Annotated in this window: 18 protein-coding genes and 13 tRNA genes; 10 read left to right on the top strand and 21 right to left on the bottom strand. The window is 67.7% G+C overall.

Going from position 1 to position 26,603, the window contains the following annotated elements:
- Positions 1 to 2 precede the first annotated feature (2 nt).
- The 16 genes from ACE3SG_RS18420 to rtcR all read right to left on the bottom strand — a co-directional run bounded on the left by ACE3SG_RS18420 (position 3) and on the right by rtcR (position 4,515).
- Complete coding sequence (locus tag ACE3SG_RS18420; protein WP_374567470.1) at positions 3 to 164, bottom strand: SEC-C metal-binding domain-containing protein; 162 nt, start codon at positions 162 to 164, stop codon at positions 3 to 5.
- A 141-nt stretch (positions 165 to 305) separates the two neighbouring features.
- Positions 306 to 380, bottom strand: a tRNA-Phe gene (locus ACE3SG_RS18415).
- An 18-nt stretch (positions 381 to 398) separates the two neighbouring features.
- A tRNA-Ser gene (locus ACE3SG_RS18410) sits at positions 399 to 488 on the bottom strand.
- Between the two features lie 10 nt (positions 489 to 498).
- Positions 499 to 583, bottom strand: a tRNA-Leu gene (locus tag ACE3SG_RS18405).
- 24 nt (positions 584 to 607) lie between these two features.
- Positions 608 to 678: transfer RNA gene (locus ACE3SG_RS18400), tRNA-His, on the bottom strand.
- 27 nt (positions 679 to 705) lie between these two features.
- Positions 706 to 781: transfer RNA gene (locus ACE3SG_RS18395), tRNA-Pro, on the bottom strand.
- A gap of 150 nt (positions 782 to 931) precedes the next feature.
- A tRNA-Asn gene (locus ACE3SG_RS18390) sits at positions 932 to 1,008 on the bottom strand.
- Position 1,009: 1 nt separating this feature from the next.
- Positions 1,010 to 1,095: transfer RNA gene (locus ACE3SG_RS18385), tRNA-Cys, on the bottom strand.
- Between the two features lie 10 nt (positions 1,096 to 1,105).
- Positions 1,106 to 1,181: transfer RNA gene (locus ACE3SG_RS18380), tRNA-Trp, on the bottom strand.
- A 14-nt stretch (positions 1,182 to 1,195) separates the two neighbouring features.
- Positions 1,196 to 1,270, bottom strand: a tRNA-Gly gene (locus tag ACE3SG_RS18375).
- Positions 1,271 to 1,274: 4 nt separating this feature from the next.
- Positions 1,275 to 1,359: transfer RNA gene (locus ACE3SG_RS18370), tRNA-Tyr, on the bottom strand.
- Positions 1,360 to 1,376: 17 nt separating this feature from the next.
- The gene (locus tag ACE3SG_RS18365) at positions 1,377 to 1,610 is read right to left on the bottom strand and encodes a hypothetical protein (RefSeq protein ID WP_374567468.1); all 234 of its coding nucleotides are present in this window, start codon (positions 1,608 to 1,610) and stop codon (positions 1,377 to 1,379) included.
- A 34-nt stretch (positions 1,611 to 1,644) separates the two neighbouring features.
- A tRNA-Arg gene (locus ACE3SG_RS18360) sits at positions 1,645 to 1,723 on the bottom strand.
- 11 nt (positions 1,724 to 1,734) lie between these two features.
- Positions 1,735 to 1,876 (bottom strand) — tRNA-Asp (locus tag ACE3SG_RS18355).
- 416 nt (positions 1,877 to 2,292) lie between these two features.
- Positions 2,293 to 2,367, bottom strand: a tRNA-Gly gene (locus tag ACE3SG_RS18350).
- Between the two features lie 543 nt (positions 2,368 to 2,910).
- Complete coding sequence (gene rtcR, locus ACE3SG_RS18345) at positions 2,911 to 4,515, bottom strand: RNA repair transcriptional activator RtcR (RefSeq protein ID WP_374567466.1); 1,605 nt, start codon at positions 4,513 to 4,515, stop codon at positions 2,911 to 2,913.
- 205 nt (positions 4,516 to 4,720) lie between these two features.
- Here rtcR and ACE3SG_RS18340 point away from each other — a divergent pair, with 205 nt between their 5' ends.
- The 4 genes from ACE3SG_RS18340 (at position 4,721) to ACE3SG_RS18325 (ending at position 9,654) form a co-directional block, all read left to right on the top strand.
- Positions 4,721 to 6,301, top strand: coding sequence for an RNA-binding protein (locus ACE3SG_RS18340; protein ID WP_374567464.1), 1,581 nt, complete (start codon positions 4,721 to 4,723; stop codon positions 6,299 to 6,301).
- Between the two features lie 534 nt (positions 6,302 to 6,835).
- Entirely contained in the window at positions 6,836 to 8,056 is a 1,221-nt protein-coding gene (locus ACE3SG_RS18335) for an RtcB family protein (RefSeq protein WP_374567462.1), read from the top strand.
- A 124-nt stretch (positions 8,057 to 8,180) separates the two neighbouring features.
- Positions 8,181 to 9,218: an RNA 3'-terminal phosphate cyclase gene (gene rtcA, locus ACE3SG_RS18330; RefSeq protein WP_374567460.1), complete on the top strand. Its 1,038-nt coding sequence runs from the start codon at positions 8,181 to 8,183 to the stop codon at positions 9,216 to 9,218.
- 127 nt (positions 9,219 to 9,345) lie between these two features.
- Positions 9,346 to 9,654, top strand: a complete 309-nt coding sequence (locus tag ACE3SG_RS18325; protein WP_374567458.1) for a hypothetical protein — start codon at positions 9,346 to 9,348, stop codon at positions 9,652 to 9,654.
- Between the two features lie 14 nt (positions 9,655 to 9,668).
- Here the strand turns inward: ACE3SG_RS18325 and ACE3SG_RS18320 are convergent, their stop codons facing one another.
- Positions 9,669 to 10,634 carry a GlxA family transcriptional regulator gene (locus tag ACE3SG_RS18320; protein WP_374567456.1) on the bottom strand — a complete coding sequence of 322 codons (966 nt, stop codon included), beginning with the start codon at positions 10,632 to 10,634 and terminating at the stop codon, positions 9,669 to 9,671.
- Positions 10,635 to 10,744: 110 nt separating this feature from the next.
- On the opposite strand from ACE3SG_RS18320, the gene ACE3SG_RS18315 reads away from it, so the two are divergent.
- A complete protein-coding gene (locus tag ACE3SG_RS18315) occupies positions 10,745 to 11,053 on the top strand; it encodes a putative quinol monooxygenase (RefSeq protein WP_374567454.1) in 309 nt (102 codons plus the stop codon).
- Positions 11,054 to 11,068: 15 nt separating this feature from the next.
- Here the strand turns inward: ACE3SG_RS18315 and ACE3SG_RS18310 are convergent, their stop codons facing one another.
- Both ACE3SG_RS18310 and ACE3SG_RS18305 read right to left on the bottom strand, forming a co-directional pair.
- The gene (locus ACE3SG_RS18310; protein ID WP_374567452.1) at positions 11,069 to 11,605 is read right to left on the bottom strand and encodes a hemerythrin domain-containing protein; all 537 of its coding nucleotides are present in this window, start codon (positions 11,603 to 11,605) and stop codon (positions 11,069 to 11,071) included.
- A 115-nt stretch (positions 11,606 to 11,720) separates the two neighbouring features.
- On the bottom strand, positions 11,721 to 12,701 hold the full coding sequence (locus tag ACE3SG_RS18305) for a DUF72 domain-containing protein (protein WP_374567450.1): 981 nt from the start codon (positions 12,699 to 12,701) through the stop codon (positions 11,721 to 11,723).
- Positions 12,702 to 12,777: 76 nt separating this feature from the next.
- On the opposite strand from ACE3SG_RS18305, the gene ACE3SG_RS18300 reads away from it, so the two are divergent.
- The 5 genes from ACE3SG_RS18300 (at position 12,778) to rpoD (ending at position 25,035) form a co-directional block, all read left to right on the top strand.
- Complete coding sequence (locus ACE3SG_RS18300; RefSeq protein WP_374567448.1) at positions 12,778 to 13,368, top strand: helix-turn-helix domain-containing protein; 591 nt, start codon at positions 12,778 to 12,780, stop codon at positions 13,366 to 13,368.
- Positions 13,365 to 13,892, top strand: a complete 528-nt coding sequence (locus ACE3SG_RS18295) for an N-acetyltransferase family protein (protein WP_374567446.1) — start codon at positions 13,365 to 13,367, stop codon at positions 13,890 to 13,892. The genes ACE3SG_RS18300 and ACE3SG_RS18295 overlap by 4 nt, the downstream gene beginning before the upstream one ends.
- A gap of 63 nt (positions 13,893 to 13,955) precedes the next feature.
- Complete coding sequence (locus tag ACE3SG_RS18290; RefSeq protein WP_374567444.1) at positions 13,956 to 20,102, top strand: MG2 domain-containing protein; 6,147 nt, start codon at positions 13,956 to 13,958, stop codon at positions 20,100 to 20,102.
- Positions 20,099 to 22,255, top strand: coding sequence for a penicillin-binding protein 1C (gene pbpC / locus ACE3SG_RS18285; protein ID WP_374567442.1), 2,157 nt, complete (start codon positions 20,099 to 20,101; stop codon positions 22,253 to 22,255). The genes ACE3SG_RS18290 and pbpC overlap by 4 nt, the downstream gene beginning before the upstream one ends.
- A gap of 554 nt (positions 22,256 to 22,809) precedes the next feature.
- On the top strand, positions 22,810 to 25,035 hold the full coding sequence (gene rpoD, locus ACE3SG_RS18280; RefSeq protein WP_374567440.1) for an RNA polymerase sigma factor RpoD: 2,226 nt from the start codon (positions 22,810 to 22,812) through the stop codon (positions 25,033 to 25,035).
- An 83-nt stretch (positions 25,036 to 25,118) separates the two neighbouring features.
- Here the strand turns inward: rpoD and ACE3SG_RS18275 are convergent, their stop codons facing one another.
- Together ACE3SG_RS18275 and ACE3SG_RS18270 are read right to left on the bottom strand one after the other, a co-directional pair.
- Entirely contained in the window at positions 25,119 to 25,898 is a 780-nt protein-coding gene (locus ACE3SG_RS18275) for a hypothetical protein (protein WP_374567438.1), read from the bottom strand.
- Between the two features lie 167 nt (positions 25,899 to 26,065).
- Positions 26,066 to 26,602, bottom strand: coding sequence for an HD domain-containing protein (locus tag ACE3SG_RS18270; RefSeq protein ID WP_374567435.1), 537 nt, complete (start codon positions 26,600 to 26,602; stop codon positions 26,066 to 26,068).
- Between the last annotated feature and the right edge of the window lies 1 nt (position 26,603).

The raw sequence follows: 26,603 nt of genomic DNA, 5'->3' as shown, positions 1-26,603 counted from the left end.
GTTCAGAGGGCGTCACTCGCGGTGGTAGTCATTGCGCAGTGATCCGTCAAAAGCAGCCGCTGCGCAGGCAGCAGCGCTTGAAAGCTGAGCGCAGATCCGCATGGGCACGGATCGTTGCGGCCGAGCTTCTCCAGAAGCTCTTTGTCGCCGCGCACCGTGCGCATGCCACGCTTCACGCCGGTTTCCGACGGGAAGCCTTTGCGCCGCTTACTCGTGACCTCGAAAGCAGAACTGGTCGGCGTGTTGATGCTTCTTCATGATGGTCTCCTTGGACTGAAATGAGTCGTCTCGTCTCGACTCGGTGTTGGTGCCGCAGGAGGGCATCGAACCCCCGCACCCGGTGCTTCAAACCGGTGCTCTACCGGCTGAGCTACCGCGGCGTATCTGTTGTCAGCTTCTGGCGGAGAGCACAGGAGTCGAACCTGTTCAGCGTTTTCACGCCGGCTTCGACTTAGCAAGTCGACCCCTTACCGATCGGGCAGCTCTCCCAAATGGTGATGGTCCCCTCGGCTCGACTTGAACGAGCATGCCTTGCGGCCACGGCTTCTGAGACCGTTGCGTCTGCCATTTCCGCCACGAGGGGGTTGATTGAATCGATGCGCTCAGGGGTGACCGGTCGGAGTCGAACCGACATCAGCGGACCCACAATCCGCGGCTCTGCCATTGAGCTACGGCCACACCTGAGCGCACCTTTGGTGAAGGGATTGGTCTCGGCGGCAGGTTTCGAACCTGCGACCTCATGCTCCCGAAACATGCGCGCTGCCTTCTGCGCTACACCGAGACGAAACTTGGGTCCCCGCGGGTGGGTAGGTTCAACGCCTTCAGGCGTTGGACGTGACGCAGTCACGGGCCGAGGGCCGCGGGCTTGCCCGCGCAACCACCGACTTATCAAGACGGTGCTCTACCACTGAGCTACGCGAGGTTGTTTGATTGGCTCCCCGACACGGGTTCGAACCGCGGACCTTCCGGTTAACAGCCGGACGCATCTACCAACTGAGCTATCGGGGAATGGACTCGGGAGCCGGATTTGAACCGGCGTGGGCATGCGCCAGCGGATTTGCAATCCGCCGCCTTCGACCGCTTGGCTATCCCGAGATGGAAAGAGTGGCGAGCATGCACGGAGTCGAACCGCGAACCGTCGGATTTGGAATCCGGTGCTCTGCCAATTGAGCTACGCACTCGTGAATGAAAGTGTTGGAGCGGGCGGCGCGAATCGAACGCGCGACACGCTGCTTGGAAGACAGAAGCTCTACCGCTGAGCTACGCCCGCAATGTGGTGGGTGCGGATGGATTCGAACCACCGTGCCTTTAGGAACCTGGTTTACAGCCAGGCGCGTTCGACCGCTCTGCCACACACCCAATCTCTGGATTTCGGCTTACGCCAGCATCCGGCTCTCGATGCGAGCCCGGTTCAGCAGGTCGATCTGCCTGCGGATGTAGCGCATGAAGAGCAGCGCCTTGTCTCGCGCCAACATCGTTGCATTGCCGACATCGGCGACTGGGACCGGGAAATCGAACCCGTCTTCGGTGCGGTACCACAGCTCACCTTCCTTGAAGCGCACGAAGGTGACCTGCTTGTTGTCTTCGACCATGTATTTCAATGACAGCATGTTGACCTCCGTGGTGTGCTGTGGGTTGATGAATTGGCGCCTTCTGCACGACTCGAACGTGCGACCTCCGGCTTCGTAGACCGGCGCTCTGAATCCAACTGAGCTAAGAAGGCAGGAAATGAATTGGCGCCCCGTGCGGGATTTGCTCTGCTGGGCTTGCCCAGCAGGACGTCGCTTGCGACGGGCCGAAGGCCGAGCGCGTAGCGCGAGCAACCCGCGGCTTCCGGCTAGACAGGCCGGCACTCTGGCCGCTGAGTTAACGAGGCAGATGAATAGACTATTTTTGGTGGAGATGACAGGCATGCTCGCTACGCTCGGCCTGCGGCCCGTTGCTGTGCAACGTCCTGACCGGCGAGCCGGTCAGAGCAAACCCGCAACCCGCTGCGTGCAAGGCGGCTGCTCTTCCAGTTGAGCTACACCCCCCATGAAGTGTCCGGTGACGGGTTCCGGTGCCGCCCAATCGTTGCGGCCGATTTCCACCCTCGAAGCGTGAGCTCGACGAGGGCTTGTGTTGTTCCATGAGAAATCTCATCGCGGTTGTGCTCCAGCGCGAGGGCGGGTGACCGCCAAAGCGCTGACTCGCTGCACGACGTGGGCGTCCCCGCGGCGCACATCCCGATCGCCTCTGCACTTTGTGAGGCGCTGCATGACCGTGGTGCCGAAGCACACCCGCCATGAGACTTGGAGCGGAAACCGGGGATCGAACCCGGGGCCTCGACCGTGGCATGGTCGCGCTCTCCCACTGAGCTACATCCGCTTGAATTTGCAAGGACTCGCTGCTCGGGATGTGAGCAGCGGTCCTCGCGGCAACTTGTTAAAGAGCAGGCCGATGCACCGCTGTGCGTCGGGGCGACCATCGGCCGACCGGTAGTGCAAACCCTTCAGGGCATGCGAGAAACAAAAAGGCCCGGATCCTTGCTGGAATCCGGGCCTCGACGTGTGTTCGAGTTGGAAGGGGTGTGCGCCTACGCGCCTCCCTCGCCCGGTGGCAACCAATCCTCACAACCGTTCGACCCCATGGGTCGAAGGCTCGGACTGGCGTGCCGATGCTTCATCGTGACGACGGCCAGCTGGCCGTTGCCAAAGGCGGCACGCACGAACGCCCACTGGCCCGACTGGGTCAGCGCGTTGTGGGTGATAGGGCCTAGGGATTTCACGATGAATGCTTCAGTGAATGATTGCTTGAGATCTGGGTGCAGCAGCCCCAATGGCTGCAACAGGATTCGGACTGTAAAGACTCTTCACTAGCGCGTCAAGCGGTCGCGCCGAAGTTTGTTGTTTCGAAGACGACGGCCCGTGCTCAATGCGAGCAGACCGCGTCCCAGCTCAGCCCGTGTTTCTGCAGGTACTTGCGCAAACGGTCGGCGTCATTCACCACGCTGCGCTGCGTACGCGAGCGGTGAAAGAGCTTGCGCCCCGCATCCGACAGCGTCTTCGATTCGCGGCACACGCGGACCACCGCTTCGAGCTGCAGGCGGTCGAACAGGTCCAGCGCGTCGAGGGCTTCTTCGCCCATCAGCGCGTCGAGCCGGGCGCCTTCGGGCGCGCCGGCCGAGCCCGCGTGCTGCCAATGCCAGCGCAGCCGCTGCAACTCGGCCTCGACCAGCGCGCTGGAGATGCGGCCACCATCCGCCAGTGTCGCCAACCGCGAAACGCTGGCCGACAGGTCACGAAAGTTGCCCGGCCAGGTGGCTTCGGGCGATTGCGCAAAGCGCAGGTACTGTGCCTTGGCCTCGGCGCTGAAGCGAACCGCGCGGCCCGACTCGGCGGCGGCGCGCGCCAGCAGATGCTCGATGTTCGGTTCCAGGTCTTCGGGCCGTTGCGCAAGGCCGGGCAGCGTGTACGACCACAGGTTGATCCGGGCGTACAGGTCTTCGCGGAAGCGCCCGGCTGCCACGTCGATGCGCAGGTCGCGGTTGGTGCCGGCGATCAGCTGGAAGTCGCTCGTGACCTCGCGGTCGCTGCCCATCGGGAAGAAGCGCTTTTCTTCCACCGCCTTCAACAGCATGGCCTGCTCGTCCAGGCCCAGCTCGCCGATCTCGTCGAGAAACAGCACGCCCTCGTGCGCGGTGCGCAAAAGGCCGGCGCGGTCGGCCGCCGCGCCGGTGAACGAGCCCTTCTTGTGGCCGAACAGGGTGGACGCTGCGCCGTCGCCGTGCAGCGTGGCGCAGTTGACCTCGACGAATTCGCCCTTCATCTGATGCCGCGCCTTCTTCAGCTCGAACATCCGGCGCGCGAGGTGCGACTTGCCCGCGCCGGTCGGCCCGGTCAGCAGGATCGGCGCGCGTGAGCGCACGGCGACACGCTCGATCTCGTCGATCAGCGCATTGAATCGTCTGTTGCGCGTGGCGATGCCACTCTTCAAGAAATCGACCGCATTGCGTTGCTCGGCTTCGAAGCGCTGTGCCAGTGCGTCGTAGCGCGACAGGTCGAGGTCGATCAGCGCATAGCTGCCGGGGTCGCCCTGCACCTGCTTCTTCGGTGGTGCTGTCTGCAGCAGCACGCCGGGGATGAAGCGCGATTCGACCAGCAGGAACATGCAGATCTGCGCGACGTGGGTGCCGGTGGTGATGTGCGTCCAGTACTGCTCGCGGTCGGTGTCGAAGCGGTAGCCGCGTGTCCAGTCGTACAGCGCGGCGTAGACCTCGCCGAAGTCCCATGGGTCGGCGATGGCCATCTCGACCAGCCGCACCTCGGTGTCGGGCGAGACGGTGGCGATGTCTTGCTTCACGCGCTGCGCCAGGGCCGCGTGGGTCGGCGTGTAGATCAACTCCAGCCGATGCACGAGGGTGTCTTCGTGCTGGGCCAGCGACACGGTGGGGCGCCACTTCTCCCACCGCCCGGCGCCCTGGCCCGAATCGAGCTGGGTGCCGAGAAAGCCGATCACGACAGTCTTCTTTGGCATGGCGATACAGATAAATGGCTAGCTTGAATGCTAGCAGTTGGTCGAGTTGTTGCAGCGCGCTGTGCGTGAACTCTTGCGATGAGATGGAAATAAGTCCTTTTAAATCAACAAGATAGAAGGCGCCTGAGGTGTTGGCTGGTCAACCTGGCACACCCGTTGCAATAGAAGAAGCACAAAAGTTGAATGCAAGAACAAGGAGAACACCATGGTCAACACCCAGCTGTTTCATTCGAGCAAGGGTGCGCTGCTGCCTCAGGCGAAGGCCACCAACCACCACGGCGCGCCCGCCTATGCGCTGAGCCCGCGTCACCAGCTGGCGCAGCTGGCGGCCACTGGTTGCCTGAGCCAGACCTTCTATGCCAATGCTGAAACCCAGCTCGACCAGGTGCTGGCGTTGGCGCAGCAGGTGGACCCGGCCTTCGTCGCGAAGACGGCGATCTACGCTCGCTCAGCTGGCCACATGAAGGACATGCCGGCGCTACTGGCTGCGACGCTGGCGGTGCGTGATGTGGCGCTGCTGAACGATGTGTTCGGCCGTGTGGTCGACAGCGGCAAGATGCTGCGCAACTTCGTGCAGATCGTGCGCAGTGGTGTCGTGGGTCGCAAGTCGCTCGGTTCGCGCCCGAAGAAGCTGGTCCAGCATTGGCTGTTGAGCGCGAGCGAAAAGCAGCTGCTGGCGGCTTCGGTGGGCAACACGCCGTCGTTGGCCGACGTGGTGAAGATGGTCCACCCGGCGCCGGCGCAGGCCTGGCGCGCAGCCTGGTTTGCCTGGTTGCTGGGCAAGCCGTTCGTCGAGGCTCAGCTGCCGCCGATCACGCAAGCGTTTGAACGCTTCAAGCGTGGCATGGCGTTGGGTGTGGCGGCGTCGATGGACGTGCCGGATGTGCCGTTCCAGATGCTGACCGCGTTGCAGTTGAGCACTGCGCAGTGGGCGCAGATCGCCCGCGCCGGGTCGTGGCAGATGGTGCGTCAGAACCTGAACACCTTTGCCCGTCACGGTGTGTTCGGTGTCGATGGCATGGCCGAGGTGATCGCCGCCAAGCTGCGTGACCCGCAGGCCGTGGCGAAGGCGCGAGTGCTGCCGTACCAGCTGATGTCGGCCTTCATGGCGACCGGCGACACGGTGCCGGTGATCGTTCGCGATGCGCTGCAGGACGCGATGGAAGCGGCGTTGGCCAACGTGCCGGCGTTCGATGGCCGTGTGGTGGTGTGCCCCGACGTGTCGGGCTCGATGAGCTCGGCGGTGACGGGCCACCGTGGTTCGGCGACGTCGAGCGTGCGTTGCATCGACGTTGCGGCCCTGGTGGCGGCGGCGGTGTTGCGCAAGAACCCGTCGGCGCGGGTGATGCCGTTCGAGCAGAGCGTGGTGAAGCTGGCGTTGAACGCCCGCGACTCGGTGATGACCAACGCGAAGGCGCTGGCGTCCATCGGGGGTGGGGGTACCAACTGCAGCGCGCCGCTGACCTGGTTGAACTGGGAGAAAGCGCAGGTGGACGTGGTGATCCTCGTCTCGGACAACGAGTCGTGGGTCGACGCGCGCCGCCATGGGGCGACGCAGACGATGCGCGAGTGGGCGGAGCTGAAGCAGCGCTGCCCGCAAGCCAAGCTGGTCTGCATCGACATCCAGCCGCACGGCACCACGCAGGCGGCCGAGCGCGCCGACATCATGAATGTCGGCGGCTTCTCGGACGCGGTGTTCACGCAGGTGGCGCAGTTCGCCCAAGGGCAGATCGGCGCCGATCACTGGGTCGGCGAGATCGACAAGATCTCGTTGAACGTGCAATGAAGAAGATGAAAGTCACTGGGAGGTGAGGACGGTGCCGCAGGCGAATGCACACAGGAATACAGCACCCATTGGCCACGCGGGCCCGCAAGCCCGCAGCCGGGCAACCGGCCGGCCGCTCTTGTGAACCTGGTCGCCTGCGGCACCCATCCAACCTCGACGGCTGTCGGGTGGCGAATGCTTGGTGTGGACTACATCCTTTCCCGATCAAAGTCTCACCATTTCTCTCGTCGCCACCCGAGAGCCGTTGAAGCAGAAGAGTTCGAAGCGCGAATGCCAGCAGGACTACATTGGAGCCGTGGGGGTTCGATCCCCCAACCGGGCAACCGGACCGGCAGTTGTCTTGCGCCCTCTTGTCGCGCCATATTTTTTGATGTCGCGCTGCGAATGCAGATGGAACTACAGCTTTGGGTGCTCGTGGTCGCGGGTTCGATCCCCGCCGGTCCCCTATCAACGGGACCGTAGCTCAGCGGTAGAGCACGATACGTTTCATCGAATCTCGTCGCAGCGAGACATCTCTTTTCTCAGGTACTGACCATGGAACAACAAAACTACAACGAAGAAACCATTCCCGGCGGCGTGCCGGTGAAGATGTGGACCCGCGGCGTGCCGGTCGAAGACGAAGCCAAGCGCCAGCTGGCGAATGCCGCGCGACTGCCGATCGTCTTCAAGCACATCGCGGCGATGCCGGACGTGCACCTGGGCATCGGTGCCACCGTCGGCTCGGTGATCCCGACGCTGAAGGCGATCATCCCGGCCGCGGTGGGGGTGGACATCGGCTGCGGCATGATGGCCTGCAAGACCACGCTGCGTGCCGAAGACCTGCCCGACAACCTGGGGCCCCTGCGTTCGGCGATCGAGCGTGCGGTGCCGCATGGCCGCTCGCCCGGCGCGCGTGACCCCGGTGCGTGGGGCAAGATCCCCGGCGCGGTGGACACCGCCTGGTCGCAGCTGGAGCCCGAGTTCACCGAGCTGTGCCGCGACTACCCGAAGCTGGAGAAGACCAACCACCGCAACCACCTGGGCACGCTGGGCACGGGCAACCACTTCATCGAGGTCTGCCTCGACGAGGAAGGCGCCGTGTGGTTCATGCTGCACTCGGGCTCGCGCGGTGTCGGCAACGCGATCGGCACGATGTTCATCGAGCTGGCCAAGCAGGACGCGCTGCGCAACAACGCCAACCTGCCGGACCGTGACTTGGCGTACTTCGAAGAGGGTGCGCGCTACTTTGGTGACTACGTGCGTGCGGTGGGTTGGGCGCAGAAGTTCGCGAAGCAGAACCGCGAGGTGATGATGCGCCGCGTGATCGAGGCCGCGAAGACCGTGCTGCACAAGAACTTCCAGAGCCACATCGAGGCGGTGAACTGCCACCACAACTACGTGCAGAAAGAAACGCACTTCGGCCAAGACGTGTTCGTGACCCGCAAGGGTGCGGTGAGCGCGAAGAAGGGCGAGCTGGGCATCATCCCGGGCAGCATGGGCGCGCGCAGCTACATCGTGCGCGGCAAGGGAAACGCCGAGAGCTTCGAAAGCTGCTCGCATGGCGCCGGCCGCACGATGAGCCGCGGCGAAGCCAAGCGCCGCTTCACGCTGGCCGACCACCGCGCGGCGACCGAAGGCGTCGAATGCCGCAAAGACAAGGACGTGATCGACGAGATCCCGATGGCCTACAAGGACATCGACGCGGTGATGGACGCGCAGAAGGACCTGGTCGAGGTGGTGCACACGCTGAAGCAGGTGGTCTGCGTAAAAGGTTGACCCCCGCTTGCGGGGTACCGCAAGCGCCCCCCGAGGGGGCACCCGGCTGGCTTGGGAGCGGCCCGGCGCTCGGCCGGGCACGCTTCGATCGAGCGACGAGAAACAAGGAAGAGGGAGAAACCACATGATTGAACTGGACGGCTCCGCCGGCGAAGGCGGGGGCCAGATCCTGCGCACCGGCCTGGCGCTGGCGATGTGCACCGGCCAGCCGCTGCGCATCCACAGCATCCGTGCCAAGCGCGCGAAGCCCGGGCTGATGCGCCAGCACCTGTCGTGCGTGCAGGCCGCTCAGGCGGTCAGCGGGGCCACTGTCAGTGGCGCCGAGCTGGGCTCGTCGGCGCTGCAGTTCGAGCCGGGCGCGGTGCGGGCCGGTGACTACCGCTTTGCCGTCGGCACGGCCGGCAGTTGCACGCTGGTGCTGCAGACGGTGTTGCCGGTGCTGATGCGCGCCGAGGCGTCCAGCCGCATCGAGCTGAGCGGTGGCACCCACAACCCGATGGCGCCGCCGTTTCACTTCATCGAGCGCTGCTTCGCGCCGCTGCTCAAGCGCATGGGCGTGGGCCTGGCGCTGCAACTGCGTCGGCACGGCTTCTATCCCGCCGGCGGCGGCGAAGCGGTGGCGACGATCGCGCCGGCCGAGCATGGCCTGCAGCCGTTCGACCTGCTGCATCGCGGCGCACTGCGCGAGGCGTATGCCGAGTGCCTGGTGCCGGGCCTGTCGCGTGGCGTGGCCAACCGAGAGCTGTCGACGCTGGGTGAAGCGATGGGCTGGTCGCCCGACCAGCTGCACACGCCGGCTGTTCGACAAGACGAAGGCCCCGGCAACGCGCTGATGGCGACGCTGGCTTATGAGCAGGTGACCGAGCTGGTCACCGCGTTCGGTGAGAAGAACCGCAGTGCCGAAAGCGTGGCCGCGGCGGTGGTGGCCGAGCTGCGCGCTTTCCAGGCGAGTGCTGCGGCGGTGGGCCCGCACCTGGCCGACCAACTGGCCCTGCCGCTGGCGCTGGCGGTGCACGATAGCGGCCGCGCCGCCGCCTACGGCTTCACCGAGCTGACCGAGCATGCCCGCACCAACTTCCAGGTCATCGAGGCGTTTCTGCCGGTGCGTTGCGAGACGCAAGGCGCTGGCGACGGCTGGCGCGTGACGATCAGCCCGCGTTGACCGGGCCGAAGCGGCCGCCATCGGTAACAAGCACCGGTGTGCAGCCGCTTTTCGGCCGATCGCCGCGGCGCCATCCCGGCGACATTGGGGGCCCTCGAATGCGACTCGCGTTTGGCGACCCCACACCATGCCCTTGCCCGCTTCCTCTGGTCAGATCCTCTACGTGCTCGACGTGGCGCAGAAGCTGCACGAGATGGAAAACGGCCGCCTGCGGCTGGACCCGGTGGCCTACAAGCTGTTCGCCCGCCGCCTGAAGCAGGCGCTGGCCGGCTGTTCGCCCCGTGACCTGCCCGCCAATGTGTCGCAGGCGCCCGCGCTGCGCGAAGCACTGGCCGACCGCTACTTCGTCGAGCACGGCCACTTCATGAACGAGCAGGCTGCGGCCGACATCGCCTGGGCGACGATCGACCGCGTGCAAGATCGCCTGCGCGGCTGAGCTGACCGATCTCTTCAGCGGGCCCGCGCGCGCAGCTCGCGCACGCCACGCCCCAGGCGCTTGCGCAGCAGCGTGCGCAGCGTCACCCCATCTGCATAGCCCACCTCGGCCGCGATCTTCTCGATATCGGCCGGGCTGGTGCGCAGCAGGTGCACCGCGCGTTCGACGCGCAAATCCTGAAAGTACGACAACGGCGACTTGCCGAGCACGGCCTCGAGCCGGCGCTGCAGCGTGCGTTTGCTGGTCGCCAGGGCATCGGCCGCGGCGTCGAGCGAAAAGCCTTGGTCGAGGCGCCCGCGGGCCCAGCGCTCGAAACGCTGCACCAGCGGGTCGGCATGCGCCAGGTGGTCGGGGATCATGAACGCGGCTTGTGAGGGCCGCGAATCGACCAGCAGGTAACGCGCGACGACCGCCGCCAGCTCCGGGCTGGCCCGGCGCACCAGCCACAGTGCGAGGTCGAGGTGGCCGATGGCCGCGCCGGCGGTGACGAAATCGCCCGAGGGCACCAGCATGCGCGACTCGTCGAGCCGCACGCCCGGGTAGCGCTGGCGAAACAGCGGCCCGAGCCACCAGGTGGTGGTGGCCTCGTGGCCTTCGAGCAGGCCCGATTCGGCGAGCAGAAAGCCGCCGATGCAGGCCGCCGCCACGCGTGCACCGCCGCCATGCCAATCGCCCAGCTGGGCCGCGCCGTCGCGCGTGTCGGGCCGCGCCAAGGCCTGCACCAAAGGCTCGGGCATCTTGGTGCCCAGCGCCGGCACGACGACCCAGTCCGGGTGCGGGCAGGCGCCCACCGGCTGCACCGGCACCCGCAGGCCGAGCGCGGTGTTCACCTGCTTGCGCACGCCCACCACCGTGATGTCGAAGCGCGGCGCCGGCAGCTGCTGCAGCGCGGCGAGCTCGTTCGCGGTGGTGAGGGTGTCGCACACCGACGCCAGCCCGGTATCGAACACGCCATCGAGCGCCAGCACTGCGACCTTCATGGCGCATATGGTATCGAAAATGTCATTTGCGGCAATGGTGAGAAAACGCTTGGATGTCGACACTGGCCCCCGTCGAATCAACGACGAACCCTTCAACCAGGAGTCACCCCATGATCAAGCTCGCCCTGTTCGCCCGCCTCGAAGCCAAGCCCGGCAAGGAGGCCGAGGTGGCCCAGTTCCTGCAAGCTGCGCTGACGATGGCGCGCGACGAGCCGGCCACGCCGATCTGGCTTGCGCTGCGCTTGTCGCCGACCACGTTCGGCGTCTTCGACGCTTTCCACGACGAGGCCGGCCGCCAGGGCCATCTGACCGGCCCGATCGCGCAGGCGTTGATGGCCAAGGCGCCCGAGCTGTTTGCCAGCCCACCGGCTATCGAGCCGATCGAGGTGCTGGGCCTGAAGAACAGCGGCGCCGTCTGACGAGCGTTGAAACGCTCAGGCCGGTGCGGCCGGGTGTTGCGCCGCCCGGCGCGACAGGCGCACTGCACCGGCCGCGTCCACCGCCAACGTGCGGTAGTGCTCGGCGTACAGGCGACGCAGTCGCACCACGTCTTTCTCGTAATCGCGCGCCAGCTGGGCCTTGTGGCGCGCGGTGAGCAGGCGCCCGCCGACCTTGAAGAACTTGCGTTCTTCTTCACGCAGGTGGTGGTGCACCTTGTGGCTCAGCGCGGCCATCGTCTCGGCCCATTCGGCGCTGGCCTTGTCGCGCACGCTCAGGTCTTCGCACAGTTCTTCGATGTCGTGGTGTTCGGACAAGGCGTGGCGTGTCGCGCTGAGCCCCGAGTCGGTCATCAGCATCGGCACGTAGAGAAAGCGCTCTTCGGCAGCGGCATGGGCTTCGAGCTCGACCTTCAACTGCAGAAACAGCATCTCGCGCCGCTGCGGGTGGCGCGTGCGCGTCAGGCGGCGGCACAGGCTGCGCTGGATCGCGTGGCTGTCGCGCAAGGCGTCGAAGAGGGTGGGGGTGGTCATCGGTCAAGTCCTGCGTGTGTCGGCCGCGGCTCGGCCATCGCGGCCCAGTGTGGGCGGCGCCGGCGGCGCGCCGTGTAGGAAGCGGGCGACGCGCGTTGTAGGACCGGCCGCCGCGTCAGTGCCGAGCGCGCGGCGAGCCCCAGGCGGGTGCCTGGCTGCGGGGCGGCGGCAAGCCGGCCGGCGGCACGACGTGTTCGTCCGCCGTCAGGCCGGTGGGCAGCCCGAGCCGCTTGGCCAAGTGCGCGGCGTCATACGGCGCATGCACCTTCACATCGTTGTCGAAATAGCAGTAGACGTCGCGCCGGGCACGGCGCGGCGCCGCCTTGGGCGACGCGAGGTGGGCATCGGCCACCTGCCGGCCGTTGCGCCAGGTGGCGATGCGCTGGGCCCAGCGGTCGAGCGCCGCGCTGCTGTAGCCGCTGGCGTACAGCTCTTGGTCGCCATGCAGCCGCAGGTAGACGACGTCGGCGCTCAGGTCTTCCAGCTGGGGCCACTTGCCGGCAGTGTCGGCCACCACCAGCGCCACCTGGTGGCGCCGCAGCATCGCGATGAAGCCGGGGTCGATGAAACTCGCGTGGCGGATCTCCAGCGCATGGCGCAGTGGCTGCGGGTGCTGCACACGCAGCAGGCTGCGGCCGTTCAGGCGCTCGTCGTGCCGACGCGCCAAGGCGAGGGCTGCATCGCTGTCGTGCGGCAGCAACTTGAAGAAGGCCTCGAAGCGCGCCGGGTCGTAGGGCAGGTGAGGCGGGCATTGCCACAGCAGCGGCCCCAGCTTGTCACCGAGTGCGAAGACACCCGAAGCAAAGAAATTCGCCAGTGGTTGCTGCACATCCTTCAGGCGTCGCAGGTGCGTGATGTAACGCGGGCCCTTGACCGCGAAGACGAAATCTTCGGGTGTTTCGTCGTGCCACTGCTCGAACGATTCCGGCCGCTGCAATGCATAGAAGGTGCCATTGATCTCGATCGTCGGCAGCATGCGCGAGGCGAAGGCCAATTCTTGCCGCTGGGGCAGCTTGGGTGGGTAGAACACGCCGCGCCACGGCGCATAGCGCCAGCCCGAGATGCCGATGCGGATGTCGCCATGTGCTGCAGCCATGCCGTGGTCCGGCAATCGGCGCGCCCGCCATTCTGTGTCCAGTTAAATGGATTCGTATTCCTGTAAACTGGAACGTATGGACATCAACACCCGCATCGGCCGCCGTGTGCGCGAACTGCGTGACACCCACGGCCTGTCGCTGGATGCGCTGGCCGAGCGCAGCGGCGTCAGCCGTTCCAACATTTCGCTGATCGAACGGGGCCAGAGCAGCCCCACCGCCGTCGTGCTGGACAAGCTGGCCGCCGCGCTGGGCGTGACCGTGGCCTCGCTGTTCGAAGACAGCGTCGCGGCGTTGGCCGAGCCTTCACCGATGGCCCGCGTCGCCGAGCAGCCGCTGTGGACCGACCCGGCCACCGGCTATGTGCGGCGCAATGTGTCGCCGGCGGCGCGCTCGCCGATCCAGCTGGTCGACGTGATCTTCCCGGCCGGCCAGCGCATCGCCTACGACAGCGGCCCGCGCGAGTCCGAGGTCCACCAACAGGTCTGGATGATCGATGGCGCGATGGAGATGACGGTCGGCGACACGCACTGGTGCCTGGAGACCGGCGACTGCCTCGCGATGCGGCTGGATCAGCCGATCGTCTACCGCAACCCGACCCGCTCGCCCGCGCGTTACCTGGTCGCGCTGGTGACCCTGCCTTTCATGCCCACCCGGAGAAACGGATGACCGAGCCAATGACGATCCGGCGCGTTGGCGCCAACGAAGCCGCGGCCTGTGTCGAGGAGCTGGCTGATCTGCTGATCGACTGCGTCGAAGGCGGGGCGTCGGTCAGCTTCATGTGGCCGTTGCCGCGCGAGCGGGCGCTGGCCTTCTGGCGTGACGTGGCCGAGGGCGTGGCCCGAGGCGAGCGCGTGCTGCTGGTGGCCGACGATGCCGACGGGCGGTTGGTCGGCACGGTGCAGCTGATCACCGGCCTGCCCGACAACCAGCCTCACCGCGCCGACGTGGCCAAGATGCTGGTGCACCGCCGCGCCCGCCGCCGCGGCATCGCGCAGCGGCTGATGGCGGCGCTCGACGACGAAGCCCGCGCCGAGGAGAAAACGGTGCTGGTGCTGGACACCGTGACCGGCGGCGATGCCGAGCGCCTGTACCAGCGCGCCGGCTGGCAGCGGGTGGGCGAGGTGCCGAAATACGCGCTGATGCCCAACGGCGATTTCTGCGGTACGACCTTCTTCTACAAGCACTTGTAGGCGCCGCTGCGGCATCATCGCGGGCGAGGGCCCGCGCCGATCGGGCTGGGAAGGGAGCCCGACGTGAACCAGAAGAAGTTCCTCCGCACCGCCACCCTGGCCGGGTGCATCGCCGCCGCCAGCGCGGCCCAGGCCTTCAGCGTGCAGACTTTCTCGCCGCAGGGCGAGACGGCACAGGTGCGGCAGGTGCGCGCCACCTTCAGCGAACCGATGGTGCGCTTCGGCGACCCGCGGCTGCCGGCGCCGTTCGACCTCGCCTGCCCGACGCCGGGCAGCGGCCGCTGGGTCGACGACAAGACCTGGGTCTTCGACTTCAAGGAAGACGTGCCGGCCGGCACGGCCTGCCAGTTGACCGCCAAGCCGGGCCTGAAGGCGCTGGCTGGCGGTGAGCTCACGGGCCCGGCGCGCTACGCCTTCAACACCGGCGGCCCGATCGTCAAGCGCGCGCATCCGTTCGACAGCGGCTATGGCGGCGGCCGCATCGAAGAAGAGCAGGTCTTTGCGCTGCTGCTCAACGGCACGGCCACGGCCGAAAGCATCGAGCGTTTCGGGCACTGCCAGGTCTCGTCGCTGGGTGAGCGGATCCCGCTCAAGGTGATCACCGGCACGGTGCGCGACGAGATCCTGAAGGCGGTCAATCTGCGGGCGCAGCAGGCGCGGGTGGTGACGGTGCGCTGCGCGCGGCCGCTGCCACCGGGCGCCAAGCTCGACCTGGTCTGGGGCAAGGGCATCGCCACGCCCTCGGGCGTGGCGAACTCGGCCGACAAGCGCCTGAGCTACGAGGTGCGGCCGCCGTTCAACGCCAGCTTCACCTGCGAGCGCGAGAACTCACGCGCCGATTGCCTGCCGATCCGCCCGCTGCGGCTGGAGTTTTCGTCGCCGGTGCCGCGCAACGTGGCCGAGCGCGTCGCGCTCGTCACCCCGTCGGGTGAGCGCCTGGCGCCGCAGCTCGAAACCGGCCGCGGCGACCAGACCGAACAGCTGCTGTCGTTCTGGGACCGGGGCATGCAGCGCTTTCTGTGGCTGATCGGCCGCAGCGCGGGCAAGACCAGCGACGCGGCCGCGCTGCGGGCGCAAGAAGGTGTCAGCGCGGTGCAGTGGAAGGCGGCGCTGCCCGAGACCGCGGCCTTGCGCATCGAGCTGCCACCCGGCTTGAAAGACGATGCCGGCCGCGTGCTGGCCAACGCCAGCCAGTTTCCGCTGGCGGTCAAGACCGCCGGTGCGCCGGCGCTGGCCAAATTCGCCGCGGCGCCCTTCGGCATTCTGGAGCTGAACGCCGAACCGCTGCTGCCGGTGACCTTGCGCCATGTCGAGCCCGACCTCATGGTCAAGGGCGCCAGCGCGACCGGCCCGCTGCCGGTGCGCGATGTGCGCCTGACCGACGACAAGCAGATCGTCGCCTGGCTGGCCAAGGTCAAGCGTTACCAGGAGCGCTGGCTGCCGCGCTCGGTGGTCGAGGCGGAGCTCGGCATCAAGCTGCCGCCGCCCCCGGCGCCGCAGAAGCCCGCGCGCAAGACCAAACGCTACGGCGAGGAACAGGGTGAGGACTCAGGCGAGGGCGATGACGGCTACGAAGGCTATGTGGCCCCCGACGAGACCCGCAACGTGCAGACCCGCGCCGTCAGCCTCTTCGCTGGCGTCAAGGACGTGCGGCGCCTGACGCTGCCGCCCAGCGACGCGAAAGACGGCCGGCCATTCGAGGTCGTCGGCATCCCCTTGCCACAGCCGGGCTTGCACGTGGTCGAGATCGAGTCGCCGCGCCTGGGCCGCTCGCTGCTCGATCGCGAGGCGCCGATGTATGTGCGCACCACCGCGCTGGTCACCAACCTGGGCGTGCACTTCAAGTGGGGCGCGGTCAACTCGGGCGTCTGGGTCACGACACTCGACCAGGCCCAGCCGGTGGCCGACGCGCAGGTGCAGATCTCCGATTGCCACGGCGAGCCGCAATGGAGTGGCCGCACCGATGCAAAGGGCTTCGTGCTGGTGCCCAAGGTCTTGCCGCCGATGAACTGGGACGCGTGCAACGGTCGCGATGGCGAAAGCGGCACCGAGGTGGGCTATTTCGTCAGCGCGCGCAAGACCGATGCCGCCAAGGGCTGGACCGACATGGCCTTCACCTGGTCGACCTGGAACCAGGGCCTGGAGGCCTGGCGCTTCCACCTGCCGTACGCCGGTGGCCGTTGGGGCGACATCGACGACCGCGCGCAGCGCCTGCACACGGTGATGGACCGCACGCTGCTGCGCGCCGGCCAGACCTTGTCGATGAAGCACTACGCGCGGCAGGAAGAGCTGGCCGGCATCGCGCTGAGCGACGCGGCGCAGTTGCCCACCGAGCTGATCGTCACGCACCAGGGCTCGGGCCAGCGCTTCACCTTCCCGCTCAGCTGGCGCAACGGGCGTTATGCCGAGTCGAGCTTCGAGATCCCGCGTGACGCCAAGCTCGGCCGTTATGACGTGACGCTCGCGCGGCCGGGCCACGCCCAGATGACCGGTGGCTTTCGGGTCGAAGAGTTCCGCCTGCCGCTGATGACCGGCCGGCTGGTGCCGCCCAAGGCGGCGCTGGTGCAGCCGACCGAGGTGCCGATCGCGCTGCAGGTCAACTACGGCAACGGCGGTGGCGCCGCGGGGCTGGACGTGCGGGTCTCGGCCCAGCTGCGGCCAGCCGACGGCGGCGCGGCGCAGCGGGCCGAAGCCTACCCGGGCTTTCGCTTCGAGCGCCCGCGCGAGCCGCGTGAGGCCACCAACGCGCCGGCCTTCGGCGAAGACTATCTCGACGAAGACGACGAGGAGCATGCGGTCTCCCGCCGTGGTGCCAACGACGCCCGGCTGGTCGGCGACAAGCTCGCCGTCACGCTCGACAAGAACGGCGCCGGCCAGGTCAAGCTGAGCGGCCTGCCGCCGGTGCAGAGCGCCTCTGAGCTGCTGCTGCAGGCGACTTATGCCGACCCGAACGGCGAGATCCAGACGCTGTCGCAGACGGTGCCGGTGTGGCCGTCGGCGGTGGTGCTGGGCGTGCGCACCGACCGCTGGGTGTCGGTCAAGCAATCGTTGCCGACGCAGGTGCTGGCGCTGGACACCGCGGGCAAGCCGATCGCGCAGCAGGCCGTGTCGCTGCGCGCGGTGCTGCACAAGGTGCAATCGACCCGGCGCCGGCTGGTCGGTGGCTTCTATGCCTACGACAACCAGCGCGCCGACGAGGAGCTGGGCGAAGTCTGCACCGGCCGCACCGATGCGCGCGGCCTGCTGCTGTGCGACGTGCAGCTCAAGACCGCCGGCGACATCGAGCTGATCGCCAGCGCGACCGATGCCGGTGGCCATGTGGCGCGCGCTGCCGCCACCGCCTGGGTCACGCGCCAGGGCGAAACCTGGTTCGGCGGCGAGAACGACGACCGCATGGACGTGATCCCCGAGCAGCGCTCTTACGAGCCGGGGCAGACCGCGCGCTTCCAGGTGCGCATGCCGTTTCGCCATGCGACCGCGCTGCTGGCGATCGAGCGCAACGGCATCCTCGAAACCCGCACCATCGATCTGCACGGCAAGGACCCGACGATCGACTTGCCGGTCAAGCCCGAATGGGGGCCTAACGTCTATGTGTCGGTGCTGGCGGTGCGCGGCCGGCTGCGCGAGGTGCCGTGGTATTCGTTCTTCCAGTGGGGCTGGAGGTCGCCATCGCAATGGTGGAGCGACTACAAGCAGGCCGGTGAGCCGGTGCAGCCGCCGACCGCGATGGTCGACCTGGCCAAGCCGGCCTTCAAGTACGGCATCGCCGAGATCCTGGTCGGCACGGCGGGCCACAGGCTGAAGGTCGAGGTCACGACCGACAAACCCAGCTACCCGGTCCGCGCGCAGGCGCAGGTCAGGCTGAAGGTCACGCTGCCCAACGGCCAGCCGGCGCCGGCCGGCACCGAGGTGGCACTGGCCGCTGTCGACGAAGCGCTGCTGGAGCTGATGCCCAACGCGAGCTGGGACCTGCTCGGCGCGATGATCCGCCACCGCGACTACGACGTGGAGACCTCGACCGCGCAGATGCAGATCATCGGCAAGCGGCACTTCGGCAAGAAGGCGGCGCCGGCCGGTGGTGGTGGCGGCAACTTCCCGACGCGCGAGCTGTTCGACACGCTGTTGTTGTGGAACCCGCACGTCACGCTGGACGCGAACGGCCAGGCCACGCTCAACGTGCCGCTGAACGACGCGCTGACGAGCTTTCGCATCGTCGCGGTGGCCGACGCGGTGCAGGGCACTAACGCCGGCCTGTTCGGCACCGGCCAGGCCAGTATCCGCAGCACACAGGATCTGCAGATCCTCGCCGGCCTGCCGCCGCTGGTGCGCGAGGGCGATCGCTACCGCGCCAGCGTCACGCTGCGCAACACCACCGCGCAGGCGATGGAGGTCAAGCTGAGCGCCAGCGTCAACAGCAGCGAAGGGGCGCAGACGATGGCACCGCAAACGCTGCGCATCGAGCCGAACGGCGCGCAAGAAGCGGCCTGGGATGCGCTGGTGCCGTTCAACGTCAAGTCACTCGACTGGTCATTGCAGGCCGAGAGCGCGAGCGCACGCGACAAGATGAAGTTCACTCAGAAGGTGGTTGAAGCGGTGCCGATCACGGTGCAGCAGGCCACGCTGGTGCAGCTGGACAAGGCGGCATCGCTTGCCGTGGCACCGCCACAAACCGCCTTGCGCGATGCCAAGGGCGTGATGCGCGGCGGCATCGATGTCGGCTTGAAGCCCAAGCTGGCCGACGGCCTGCCAGGGGTGCGCGAGTATTTCTGGCGCTACCCATGGAGCTGCCTGGAGCAGCAGGCGTCGATCGCGATCGGCCTGCGCGACGCGCCGCGTTGGCAGTCGCTGATGGAGCGGCTGCCGCTGTACCTGGACGACGATGGCCTGGCGCACTACTTTCCGCCCGGCGCCGACAGCCGCAACACCGGCAGCGACACGCTCACCGCCTACCTGCTGTCGATCAGCGCCGAAGCGGGCAGCGACTACGCGATCCCCGATGCGGCCAAGAGCCGGATGGAGGCGGGGTTGGTCGCGTTCGTCGAAGGCCGGCTGGAGCGCAAGTTCTGGGTGCCCGCCTTCCTGAAGAACGGCGACCTCGATGTGCGCAAGCTGAGCGCGCTCGAAGCGCTGTCGCGCAGCGGCAAGGTGCAGCCGCGCATGCTGCAGGCCATCCAGATCCTGCCCAACCAGTGGCCGACCGCGGCGGTGATCGACTGGTTGATGCTGCTGGACCGCACGCCCAACCTGCCCGAGCGCGAACAGCGCATCGCCGAGGCCGAGAACATCCTGCGCGCGCGCTTGAACGTGCAGGGCACGCGGGTGGGCTTCTCGACCGAGCGCGACGACAACTGGTGGTGGCTGATGGCTAACGGCGACAGCAACGCGGTGCGCCTGCTGCTGGCCGTGATGCAACGCCCGGGCTGGAAGGACGACATGCCGCGGCTGGTGACCGGCGCGCTGCAGCGCCACCAGTACGGGCATTGGTCGACCACGCCGGCCAACGCCTGGGGCGTGCTGGCGATCGAGGCTTTCTCGCGCCGCTTCGAGAGCGAGTCGGTCCACGGCAGCACCAAGGCCGGCTTCGACGGCGCGCCGGCGCTGAGCTGGGACTGGGGCGCCAAGCCGCAAGGCGGCACCTTGGCCATGGGCTGGCCGGCGCCGAAGATCGGTGCGGCCTCGGCGCCCCTGTCTGCCGGTGACTTGAAGGTCACGCAAGAGGGCATGGGCAAGCCGTGGCTCACGCTGATCTCGAAGGCCGCGGTGCCTGTCGACAAACCCTTCTCGTCGGGCTACCGGATCGAGAAGACGCTGACCCCGGTCGAGCAAAAGACCAAGGGCGTGTACAGCCGCGGCGATGTCTACCGCATCACGCTGAAGATCGATGCGCAGGCCGACATGACCTGGGTGGTGGTGCACGACCCGATCCCGGGGGGCGCGGCGCTGCTGGGCAGCGGGCTGGGGCGCGACAGTGCCTTGTCGACCGACGGCGAAAAGAGCGACAGCCGCGGCTGGCTGGCCTATGAAGAGCGCAGCTTCGAGGCCTTTCGCGCCTACTACCGCTACCTGCCCAAGGGCCCGCTGGTGCTGGAGTACACCGTGCGGCTCAACAACCCCGGCGACTTCGGCCTGCCGCAGACGCGGGTCGAGGCGATGTACGCGCCCGAGATGTTCGGCGAGTCGCCGAACGCGCGCTGGGTGGTCGCGCCGTGAGGCGGTGGCGGCTCGCCGCGGGCACCGCGCTGCTGCTGGCAGCGGCCGCGGCGTGCGCCGGTGAGTTGCCGCGCTTCGACGAGGTCAAGGCCGCCTGGCGCCCGTCCGACCAGGTGTTGCTGGACCGGCATGGCGAGCCGCTGCAGACGCTGCGCACCAACCTCAAGGTGCGCAAGCTCGACTGGGTGCCTCTGACCGAGGTGTCGCCCGCCGTGCGCACCGCGCTGCTGCTGTCGGAGGACAAGCGCTTCTACGAGCACAGCGGCATCGACTGGTCGGCGGTCGGCGCGGCCGCGTTCGGCAACCTGTGGAACACGCGCACGCGCGGCGCGTCCACACTGACGATGCAGCTCGCCGGGCTGCTGGACCCGGAGGCGAGCGGGCGCGGCGGCAGCCGCGGTGTCGGCGCCAAGCTGACGCAGGCCGGCACCGCGCTCGTGCTGGACCAGCGTTGGCGCAAGGACCAGATCCTCGAGGCCTACCTGAACCTGGTGCCGTTCCGCGGCGAGCAGGTCGGCATCGCGGCGATGTCGGCCACGCTGTTCGGCAAGCGGCCAAGCGGGCTGGACGCGCAAGAGGCGGCCATCGCGGTGGCGCTGTTGCGGGCGCCGAACGCGACGCCGGTCGTCGTCAGCCAGCGGGCCTGCGGCCTCTTGCGCGAGCAGCGGCTGGATTGCGCCGGCCTCGAAGGCGCTACGGTCTTCGCGCTGGGCCACACCGTGGCGGCGCGGCTGGATGCCGATGCGCAGCTGGCCCCGCACCTGGCGCGCCGGCTGCTGCGCGGCGAAACAGCGGCGCAGGTGCGCAGCACACTGGACGCCGGCCTGCAGCGTTTCGCGCGCGACACGCTGCGCCGCCAACTGGCCGAGCTGCGCGGCCGGCAGGTCGACGATGGCGCGCTGCTGGTGATCGACAACGCCAGCGGCGAGGTGCTGGCCTGGGTGGGGTCGAGCGGGCCCGAGCTGTCGCAGGCCGGTGAGGTCGACGGGGTGCTCGCGCGCCGCCAGGCAGGATCGACCTTGAAGCCCTTCTTGTACGAACTGGCGATCGAGCAACGCTGGCTGACCGCGGCCTCGCTGATCGACGATTCGCCGCTGGGGCTCGAGACGGTGGGCGGGCTGTACATCCCGCAGAACTACGACCACCGCTTCAAGGGGCTGGTGTCGGTGCGCACCGCGCTGGCCAGCTCGCTCAACGTGCCGGCGGTGCGCACGCTGGTGGTGGTCACGCCCGAGGCTTTCCACGAGCGCTTGCAGGCGCTGGGCCTGGGCCTGCGCGAAAGCGGCGGCTACTACGGCCACAGCCTGGCGCTCGGCTCGGCCGAGGTCGCGCTGGCCGACCTGGCCAATGCCTACCGTGCGCTGGCCAATGGCGGCCGTGTTTCAACACTGCGCTTCAAGCCGGCCGATGCGAAGGCGGCGCCCCGCAGCGTGATGGACCCAGCGGCCAGTTTCATCGTCGCCGACATGCTGGCCGACCGCGAAGCCCGCGCGGTCACCTTCGGCCTCCACAACGCGCTGGCCACACGACGCTGGAGCGCGGTCAAGACCGGCACCAGCAAGGACATGCGCGACAACTGGTGCATCGGCTTCTCGCGCCGCCACACGGTGGCGGTGTGGGTCGGCAACGCCAGCGGCCAGCCGATGGCCGATGTCTCCGGCGTCAGCGGCGCCGCGCCGATCTGGCGCGCGGTGATGGACGAGCTCTGGCGGCGCGAGGCCGAGCCTGCCGCGGCGGTGCCGCCGCCGGGCCTGGTGCACCAGCCGCTGCGCTTCGAGCCGGCGGTCGAGCCGCCGCGCAGCGAGTGGTTTCTGGCCGGCACCGAGCAGGCCAAGGTCGTGCGCGCCGAGCAGGCCCCCGCGTCGGCGCTGATCGCTCAACCGATCGACCGCACCGTGCTGGCGCTCGACCCCGACATCCCGCCCGCCGCGCAAAAGATGCGCATCGCCCCGGCCCACGCGTTGCCGGGCGGCTGGCGCTGGCGCCTCGATGGCAAGCTGCTCGGCGCAGCGCAGCCGATGCAGTGGCTGCCTTGGCCCGGCGCGCACAAGCTGGAGCTGCTGGATGCGCGCGGCGCGGTGCGCGAGGCGGTGGCCTTCGAGGTGCGCGGGGCGCAGGCCAGGGCACAGCGGGTGGCGCAGCAGGCGCGTTGACGGTGTGAGGGGGGGCTGTGGGTGGGCTGAACGAAAGACCACAGATTTTTCAATCGAGGGCTCATGTCCGGCCTGCGCTGGCCGAAGACCCAGCGATGCGCGCCGTGCCCCCACACCAGCCGAGGTTTCCTGCCGCCATGCGCCTGTGCACTATTCATCGACTTGGCGCGCCGCTGCATCGGCCCTGGACGAGTTTGGGGAAAACCCGGTATAATCCATTTTCCTGCCGCGCTCAACCGGCCGCACCATTGGGCGGATCCACGGGAACCCGTCACCCAGCGCGCGAGACCGTCGTGCACCCATCGGGGCACGTCCGGAAGACCGAAGCCCGCTGCCAACACATTGGTTGCGGGCTTTTTCTTGTGGTGCGGGGTTCGCCGAAGGCGCGGGGCCCATGCCCCGGCAGCTTTCAATCTGGTCCGCGACCCCCAACTGGGTCGTGGGCGGCCTTGTTAATTCATCCGCGTCGAGCCTGGTGATGCGGGTGTCCGGTCCACCGGCCGGTCCAACCCAGGTGGGTCACGTTCTCAGCTCTTCCAGCCCCTAGGAATCGAATGTCCGAAAAGTCGACCGCCGCGCGCACGGCAACCGCCAAGACTACCGCCACCGCCACTGCCGCGCCGGCCAAGCGCGCGACCAAGCGCACTGCCGCCGCTGCAGCTCCGGCGAAAGCGGCCGCCCCGGTGAAAGCGCCGGCGCCGGCCAAAACGAAGGGCAAGGCCAAGGCCGCGCCGATCCCGCTGGAAGACGATTTCGATGCCGAGCTCGAAGACCTGACCGCGGGTGAAGACGGTGCCGAGGCCGCTGTCGGCGCCGAAGCCGGCGACGCGACCACCGAGACCGCCAAGGTCAAGCCGCTGCGGATGAAGGTGCCCAAGTCCAAGGAACGCGCGCTGATCCGCGAGTTCGGCCTGGACTCCACCACGCTGACCGAAGAAGAAGCCGCCAAGCGCCGCAGCGACCTGAAGACGCTGGTCAAGATGGGCAAGACCCGCGGCTACCTGGTCCAGCAAGAAATCAACGATCACCTGCCCGAGAAGCTCGTCGACCCCGAGGTGATCGAGGCGACGGTGAAGATGCTCAACGACATGGGCATCGCCGTCTACGAGCGCGCGCCCGATGCTGCCACCTTGCTGGTGGCCGGTGGTGCCGGCACGGCGACGACCGAAGAAGAAGCCGAAGAAGCCGCCGAAGCCGCGCTGTCGACCGTCGACTCCGACTTCGGCCGCACGACCGACCCGGTGCGCATGTACATGCGCGACATGGGGCTGTTCGAGCTGCTGACCCGCGAAGGCGAGATCGAGATCGCCAAGCGCATCGAAGGCGGCATGCAGGCCATGATGCTGGCGGTCTCGTCGTCGCCGCTGGTGGTGGCCGAGGTCTTGTCGTATGCCGACAAGATCGCCACCGGTGAGCTGGCCATCTCCGATGTCGTCGACGGTTTCGTCGTCGCCGACGAGGCCGACGACTACGTGGCCGAAGAAGACACCGATTCGTTCGACGACAGCGAAGACGACGATGACGACGGCAACGGCGGCAGCCGCGCGATGACCCGTCGCCTCGAAGAAATGAAGGCCCAGGCGCTGGACAAGTTCGCCGCCATGCGCGAAAGCTTCGGCAAGCTGCGGGTCGCGTTCGAGAAGCACGGCCACGGCTCTGCCGCCTACGACGCCGCGCAGCGTGTGCTCAGCGACCAGCTGATGACCATCCGCTTCACGGTCAAGACGATCGACAAGCTGTGCGGCCTGCTGCGCCTGCAGGTCGACGGTGTGCGCCGCTACGAGCGCGAGATCCGCCGCATCGCGGTCGACCGCTGCGGCATGCCGCAAGAGCATTTCATCGAGCATTTCCCGCCCAACGCGCTGAACCTCGACTGGGTCCTGAGCGAAGCCGCCGCCGGCCGCCCCTACAGCGCCGCGATGGGCCGCCACGTGGCCGCGCTGCAAGAGCTGCAGGGCAAGCTGGTCGACCTGCAGTCCAAGGCGGTGATCCCGCTGAGCGAGCTGAAGGCGATCAACCAGAAGATGAACGAAGGCGAACGCGCCTCGCTCAACGCGAAGAAGGAGATGATCGAGGCCAACCTGCGCCTGGTGATCTCGATCGCGAAGAAGTACGTCAACCGCGGCATGCAGTTCCTCGACCTGATCCAGGAAGGCAACGTCGGCTTGATGAAGGCGGTCGACAAGTTCGAATACCGCCGCGGCTTCAAGTTCTCGACCTACGCGACCTGGTGGATCCGCCAGGCGATCACCCGCGCCATCGCCGACCAGGCGCGCACGATCCGCGTGCCGGTGCACATGATCGAGTCGATCAACAAGCTGAACCGGGTCAGCCGCGTCTACCTGCAAGAGTTCGGCGTCGAGCCCGACCTGGCGACGCTGGCCGAGAAGCTCGAGATGCCCGAGTCCAAGATCAAGCAGATCATGAAGATCGCCAAGGAGCCGGTGTCGCTCGAATCACCGGTCGGTGACGATGGCGACACGACGCTGGGTGACTTCCTCGAGGACAGCCACAACGTGGCGCCGATGGAAGCGGCGATGCAGTCGGGCCTGCGCGCGGTGATCGCCGAGCTGCTGGACGGGTTGACCGCGCGCGAAGCCAAGGTCATGCGCATGCGCTTCGGCATCGACATGAGCAGCGACCACACGCTCGACGAGGTCGGCAAGCAGTTCGACGTGACGCGCGAGCGCATCCGCCAAATCGAAGCCAAGGCCATCCGCAAGCTCAAGCACCCGAGCCGCTCGGACAAGCTGCGTACCTTCGCCGACGGCCTCGCCTGAGGCGACGCTGAATCAGCCCCCGCGAGGGCTGTGAAGTACCGGCGCCTGGCACACCGCGGCCGGGCGCCGCTCGTTGCGGCCGCTCAACGAGGCAGGGTCTTCGGATCGACGTCGTAGCGGAACTTGTAGGACTCCTTCAGCTTCTTGATCTCGGCGGCGTTGTCGAGCAGAAACTGGTTGAACTCCTTGATCACCTCGGGGTGGGCCTTGCTGGACAAGGCAAACCGGCTGAATTGGTAGGGCAGGCTCGCGTCGAAGCCGGCCTCGGCCGACAGCCCAGCGCCCGCCAGGTAGCTGGCCACCACGTCGGCGTTCAGGTAGACGCCGTCGACACGGTGGCTCAGCAGCATCTGCATCACCGCCTCGACCGAGTTGAGCTCCTCGATGGCCAGCGCCTTGCGCTGGACCAGGGGGTAGTAGTCGATCGGTGACCAGCCGCGCGGCATCGCGATCCGCTGGAGGGTGGTGATCGGCTTGCCGATGTCCTCCCGGCGCCGGCTGATGCCGTCCACGTACTCGATCACGCCCTGGCTGTAGTAGATCTTGTGGCCGCGCTTCAGGTCGGCCAGCCAGTCCGGGTTGTCGGGGTACTGAAAGTCGATGTCGCCGCGCAGCAGCTCCTTGACCATCCGCACGTAGGGACGCGGCTGGTAGTTGAAGTCGTAGCCCTTCTTGCGCGCGAACAGGTCCAGCACATCGCGGCCGAAGCCGTCGTAGCGGCCGTTGACGGTGAAGTAGTGCGGGGCGTAATAGAACTCCTCGACCCCCACGGTGAACACCTGGTGCTCAGCGCCCGCCGTTTGCGGCAGGGCCGCCACGGGCAACAGGAGCAGGGCCAGCAGAACCATGCTTCGCTTGGGCATCCGGCGCTCCTTGCAGGAACCAACCCCTCCTGGGCGGGCACGCCACCACGTCGCCTCGGCGAGGCCGCTGTCGGTCTGTCGCTTCAGCTGTCGGTCGTGCCGCCGACCTACTCTAGCCCTTTGGCCGTGCGCTGGCAAAGCGGTGGCGGCTCGCCCGGCCGGCCGGCCTACGGCCGCAGCGCGTAGGCCTGCTCGAACAGCGCCAGCAGCGCCGCATTGACCGGCGGCAGGCCGTCGATCACCTGCTTGGCCCAGTCGAAGTACTCGCGCCGCCGCTGCAGCGACCAATCGGCCGGCGGCGAGCTGGCGATGTCGCGCAGGTTGCAGATCTTGTCGGCCAGCTTGACCAGCGATGCGCCCGGGCTCTTGTGCGGCGCATGCGCCACCTGCAGGGCCTTGCGCTGGTGCTTGGGCAAGGCCTTGTCGTCGGTGACCTCGTCGACGATGCCCGCGACCGCCGCGCCAAACCGCTCGCGCAGCTCATCGAGCGTGGTCTCGGTGTCTTCGACCGTGTCGTGCAGGATCGCGGCCATCAGCACATCGGGGTCGTCGATGCCGATGTCGACCGCCAGCAACTGGGCCAGCGCCACCGGGTGGTTGATGTAGGGGCTGGCCTCGCGGTCCTTGCGGCGCTGGTCGCGGTGGCGTTGCGCGGCAAAGTGGATCGCGTCGAGCAATCGGGCCGTGGGGGTCAGCGGGGTCATC

Source organism: Ideonella sp. (assembly GCF_041914305.1).
Classification (GTDB): Bacteria; Pseudomonadota; Gammaproteobacteria; order Burkholderiales; family Burkholderiaceae_C; genus Ideonella.
Note: the sequence above shows the minus strand (reverse complement) of the source record. Positions and strands in the feature narration are given on the sequence as shown.

Excerpts from the sequence above, each read along its gene's own strand:
- ACE3SG_RS18325 (WP_374567458.1), top strand. The coding sequence starts at position 9,346 with ATGCCCTTGCCCGCTTCCTCTGGTCAGATCCTCTACGTGCTCGACGTG.
- ACE3SG_RS18275 (WP_374567438.1), bottom strand. The coding sequence starts at position 25,898 with ATGCCCAAGCGAAGCATGGTTCTGCTGGCCCTGCTCCTGTTGCCCGTG.
- ACE3SG_RS18320 (WP_374567456.1), bottom strand. The coding sequence starts at position 10,634 with ATGAAGGTCGCAGTGCTGGCGCTCGATGGCGTGTTCGATACCGGGCTG.
- rtcR (WP_374567466.1), bottom strand. The coding sequence starts at position 4,515 with ATGCCAAAGAAGACTGTCGTGATCGGCTTTCTCGGCACCCAGCTCGAT.
- ACE3SG_RS18305 (WP_374567450.1), bottom strand. The coding sequence starts at position 12,701 with ATGGCTGCAGCACATGGCGACATCCGCATCGGCATCTCGGGCTGGCGC.
- ACE3SG_RS18365 (WP_374567468.1), bottom strand. The coding sequence starts at position 1,610 with ATGCTGTCATTGAAATACATGGTCGAAGACAACAAGCAGGTCACCTTC.
- ACE3SG_RS18340 (WP_374567464.1), top strand. The coding sequence starts at position 4,721 with ATGGTCAACACCCAGCTGTTTCATTCGAGCAAGGGTGCGCTGCTGCCT.
- ACE3SG_RS18335 (WP_374567462.1), top strand. The coding sequence starts at position 6,836 with ATGGAACAACAAAACTACAACGAAGAAACCATTCCCGGCGGCGTGCCG.
- rtcA (WP_374567460.1), top strand. The coding sequence starts at position 8,181 with ATGATTGAACTGGACGGCTCCGCCGGCGAAGGCGGGGGCCAGATCCTG.
- rpoD (WP_374567440.1), top strand. The coding sequence starts at position 22,810 with ATGTCCGAAAAGTCGACCGCCGCGCGCACGGCAACCGCCAAGACTACC.
- ACE3SG_RS18300 (WP_374567448.1), top strand. The coding sequence starts at position 12,778 with ATGGACATCAACACCCGCATCGGCCGCCGTGTGCGCGAACTGCGTGAC.
- ACE3SG_RS18270 (WP_374567435.1), bottom strand. The coding sequence starts at position 26,602 with ATGACCCCGCTGACCCCCACGGCCCGATTGCTCGACGCGATCCACTTT.
- ACE3SG_RS18315 (WP_374567454.1), top strand. The coding sequence starts at position 10,745 with ATGATCAAGCTCGCCCTGTTCGCCCGCCTCGAAGCCAAGCCCGGCAAG.
- ACE3SG_RS18310 (WP_374567452.1), bottom strand. The coding sequence starts at position 11,605 with ATGACCACCCCCACCCTCTTCGACGCCTTGCGCGACAGCCACGCGATC.
- ACE3SG_RS18295 (WP_374567446.1), top strand. The coding sequence starts at position 13,365 with ATGACCGAGCCAATGACGATCCGGCGCGTTGGCGCCAACGAAGCCGCG.
- ACE3SG_RS18420 (WP_374567470.1), bottom strand. The coding sequence starts at position 164 with ATGCGCACGGTGCGCGGCGACAAAGAGCTTCTGGAGAAGCTCGGCCGC.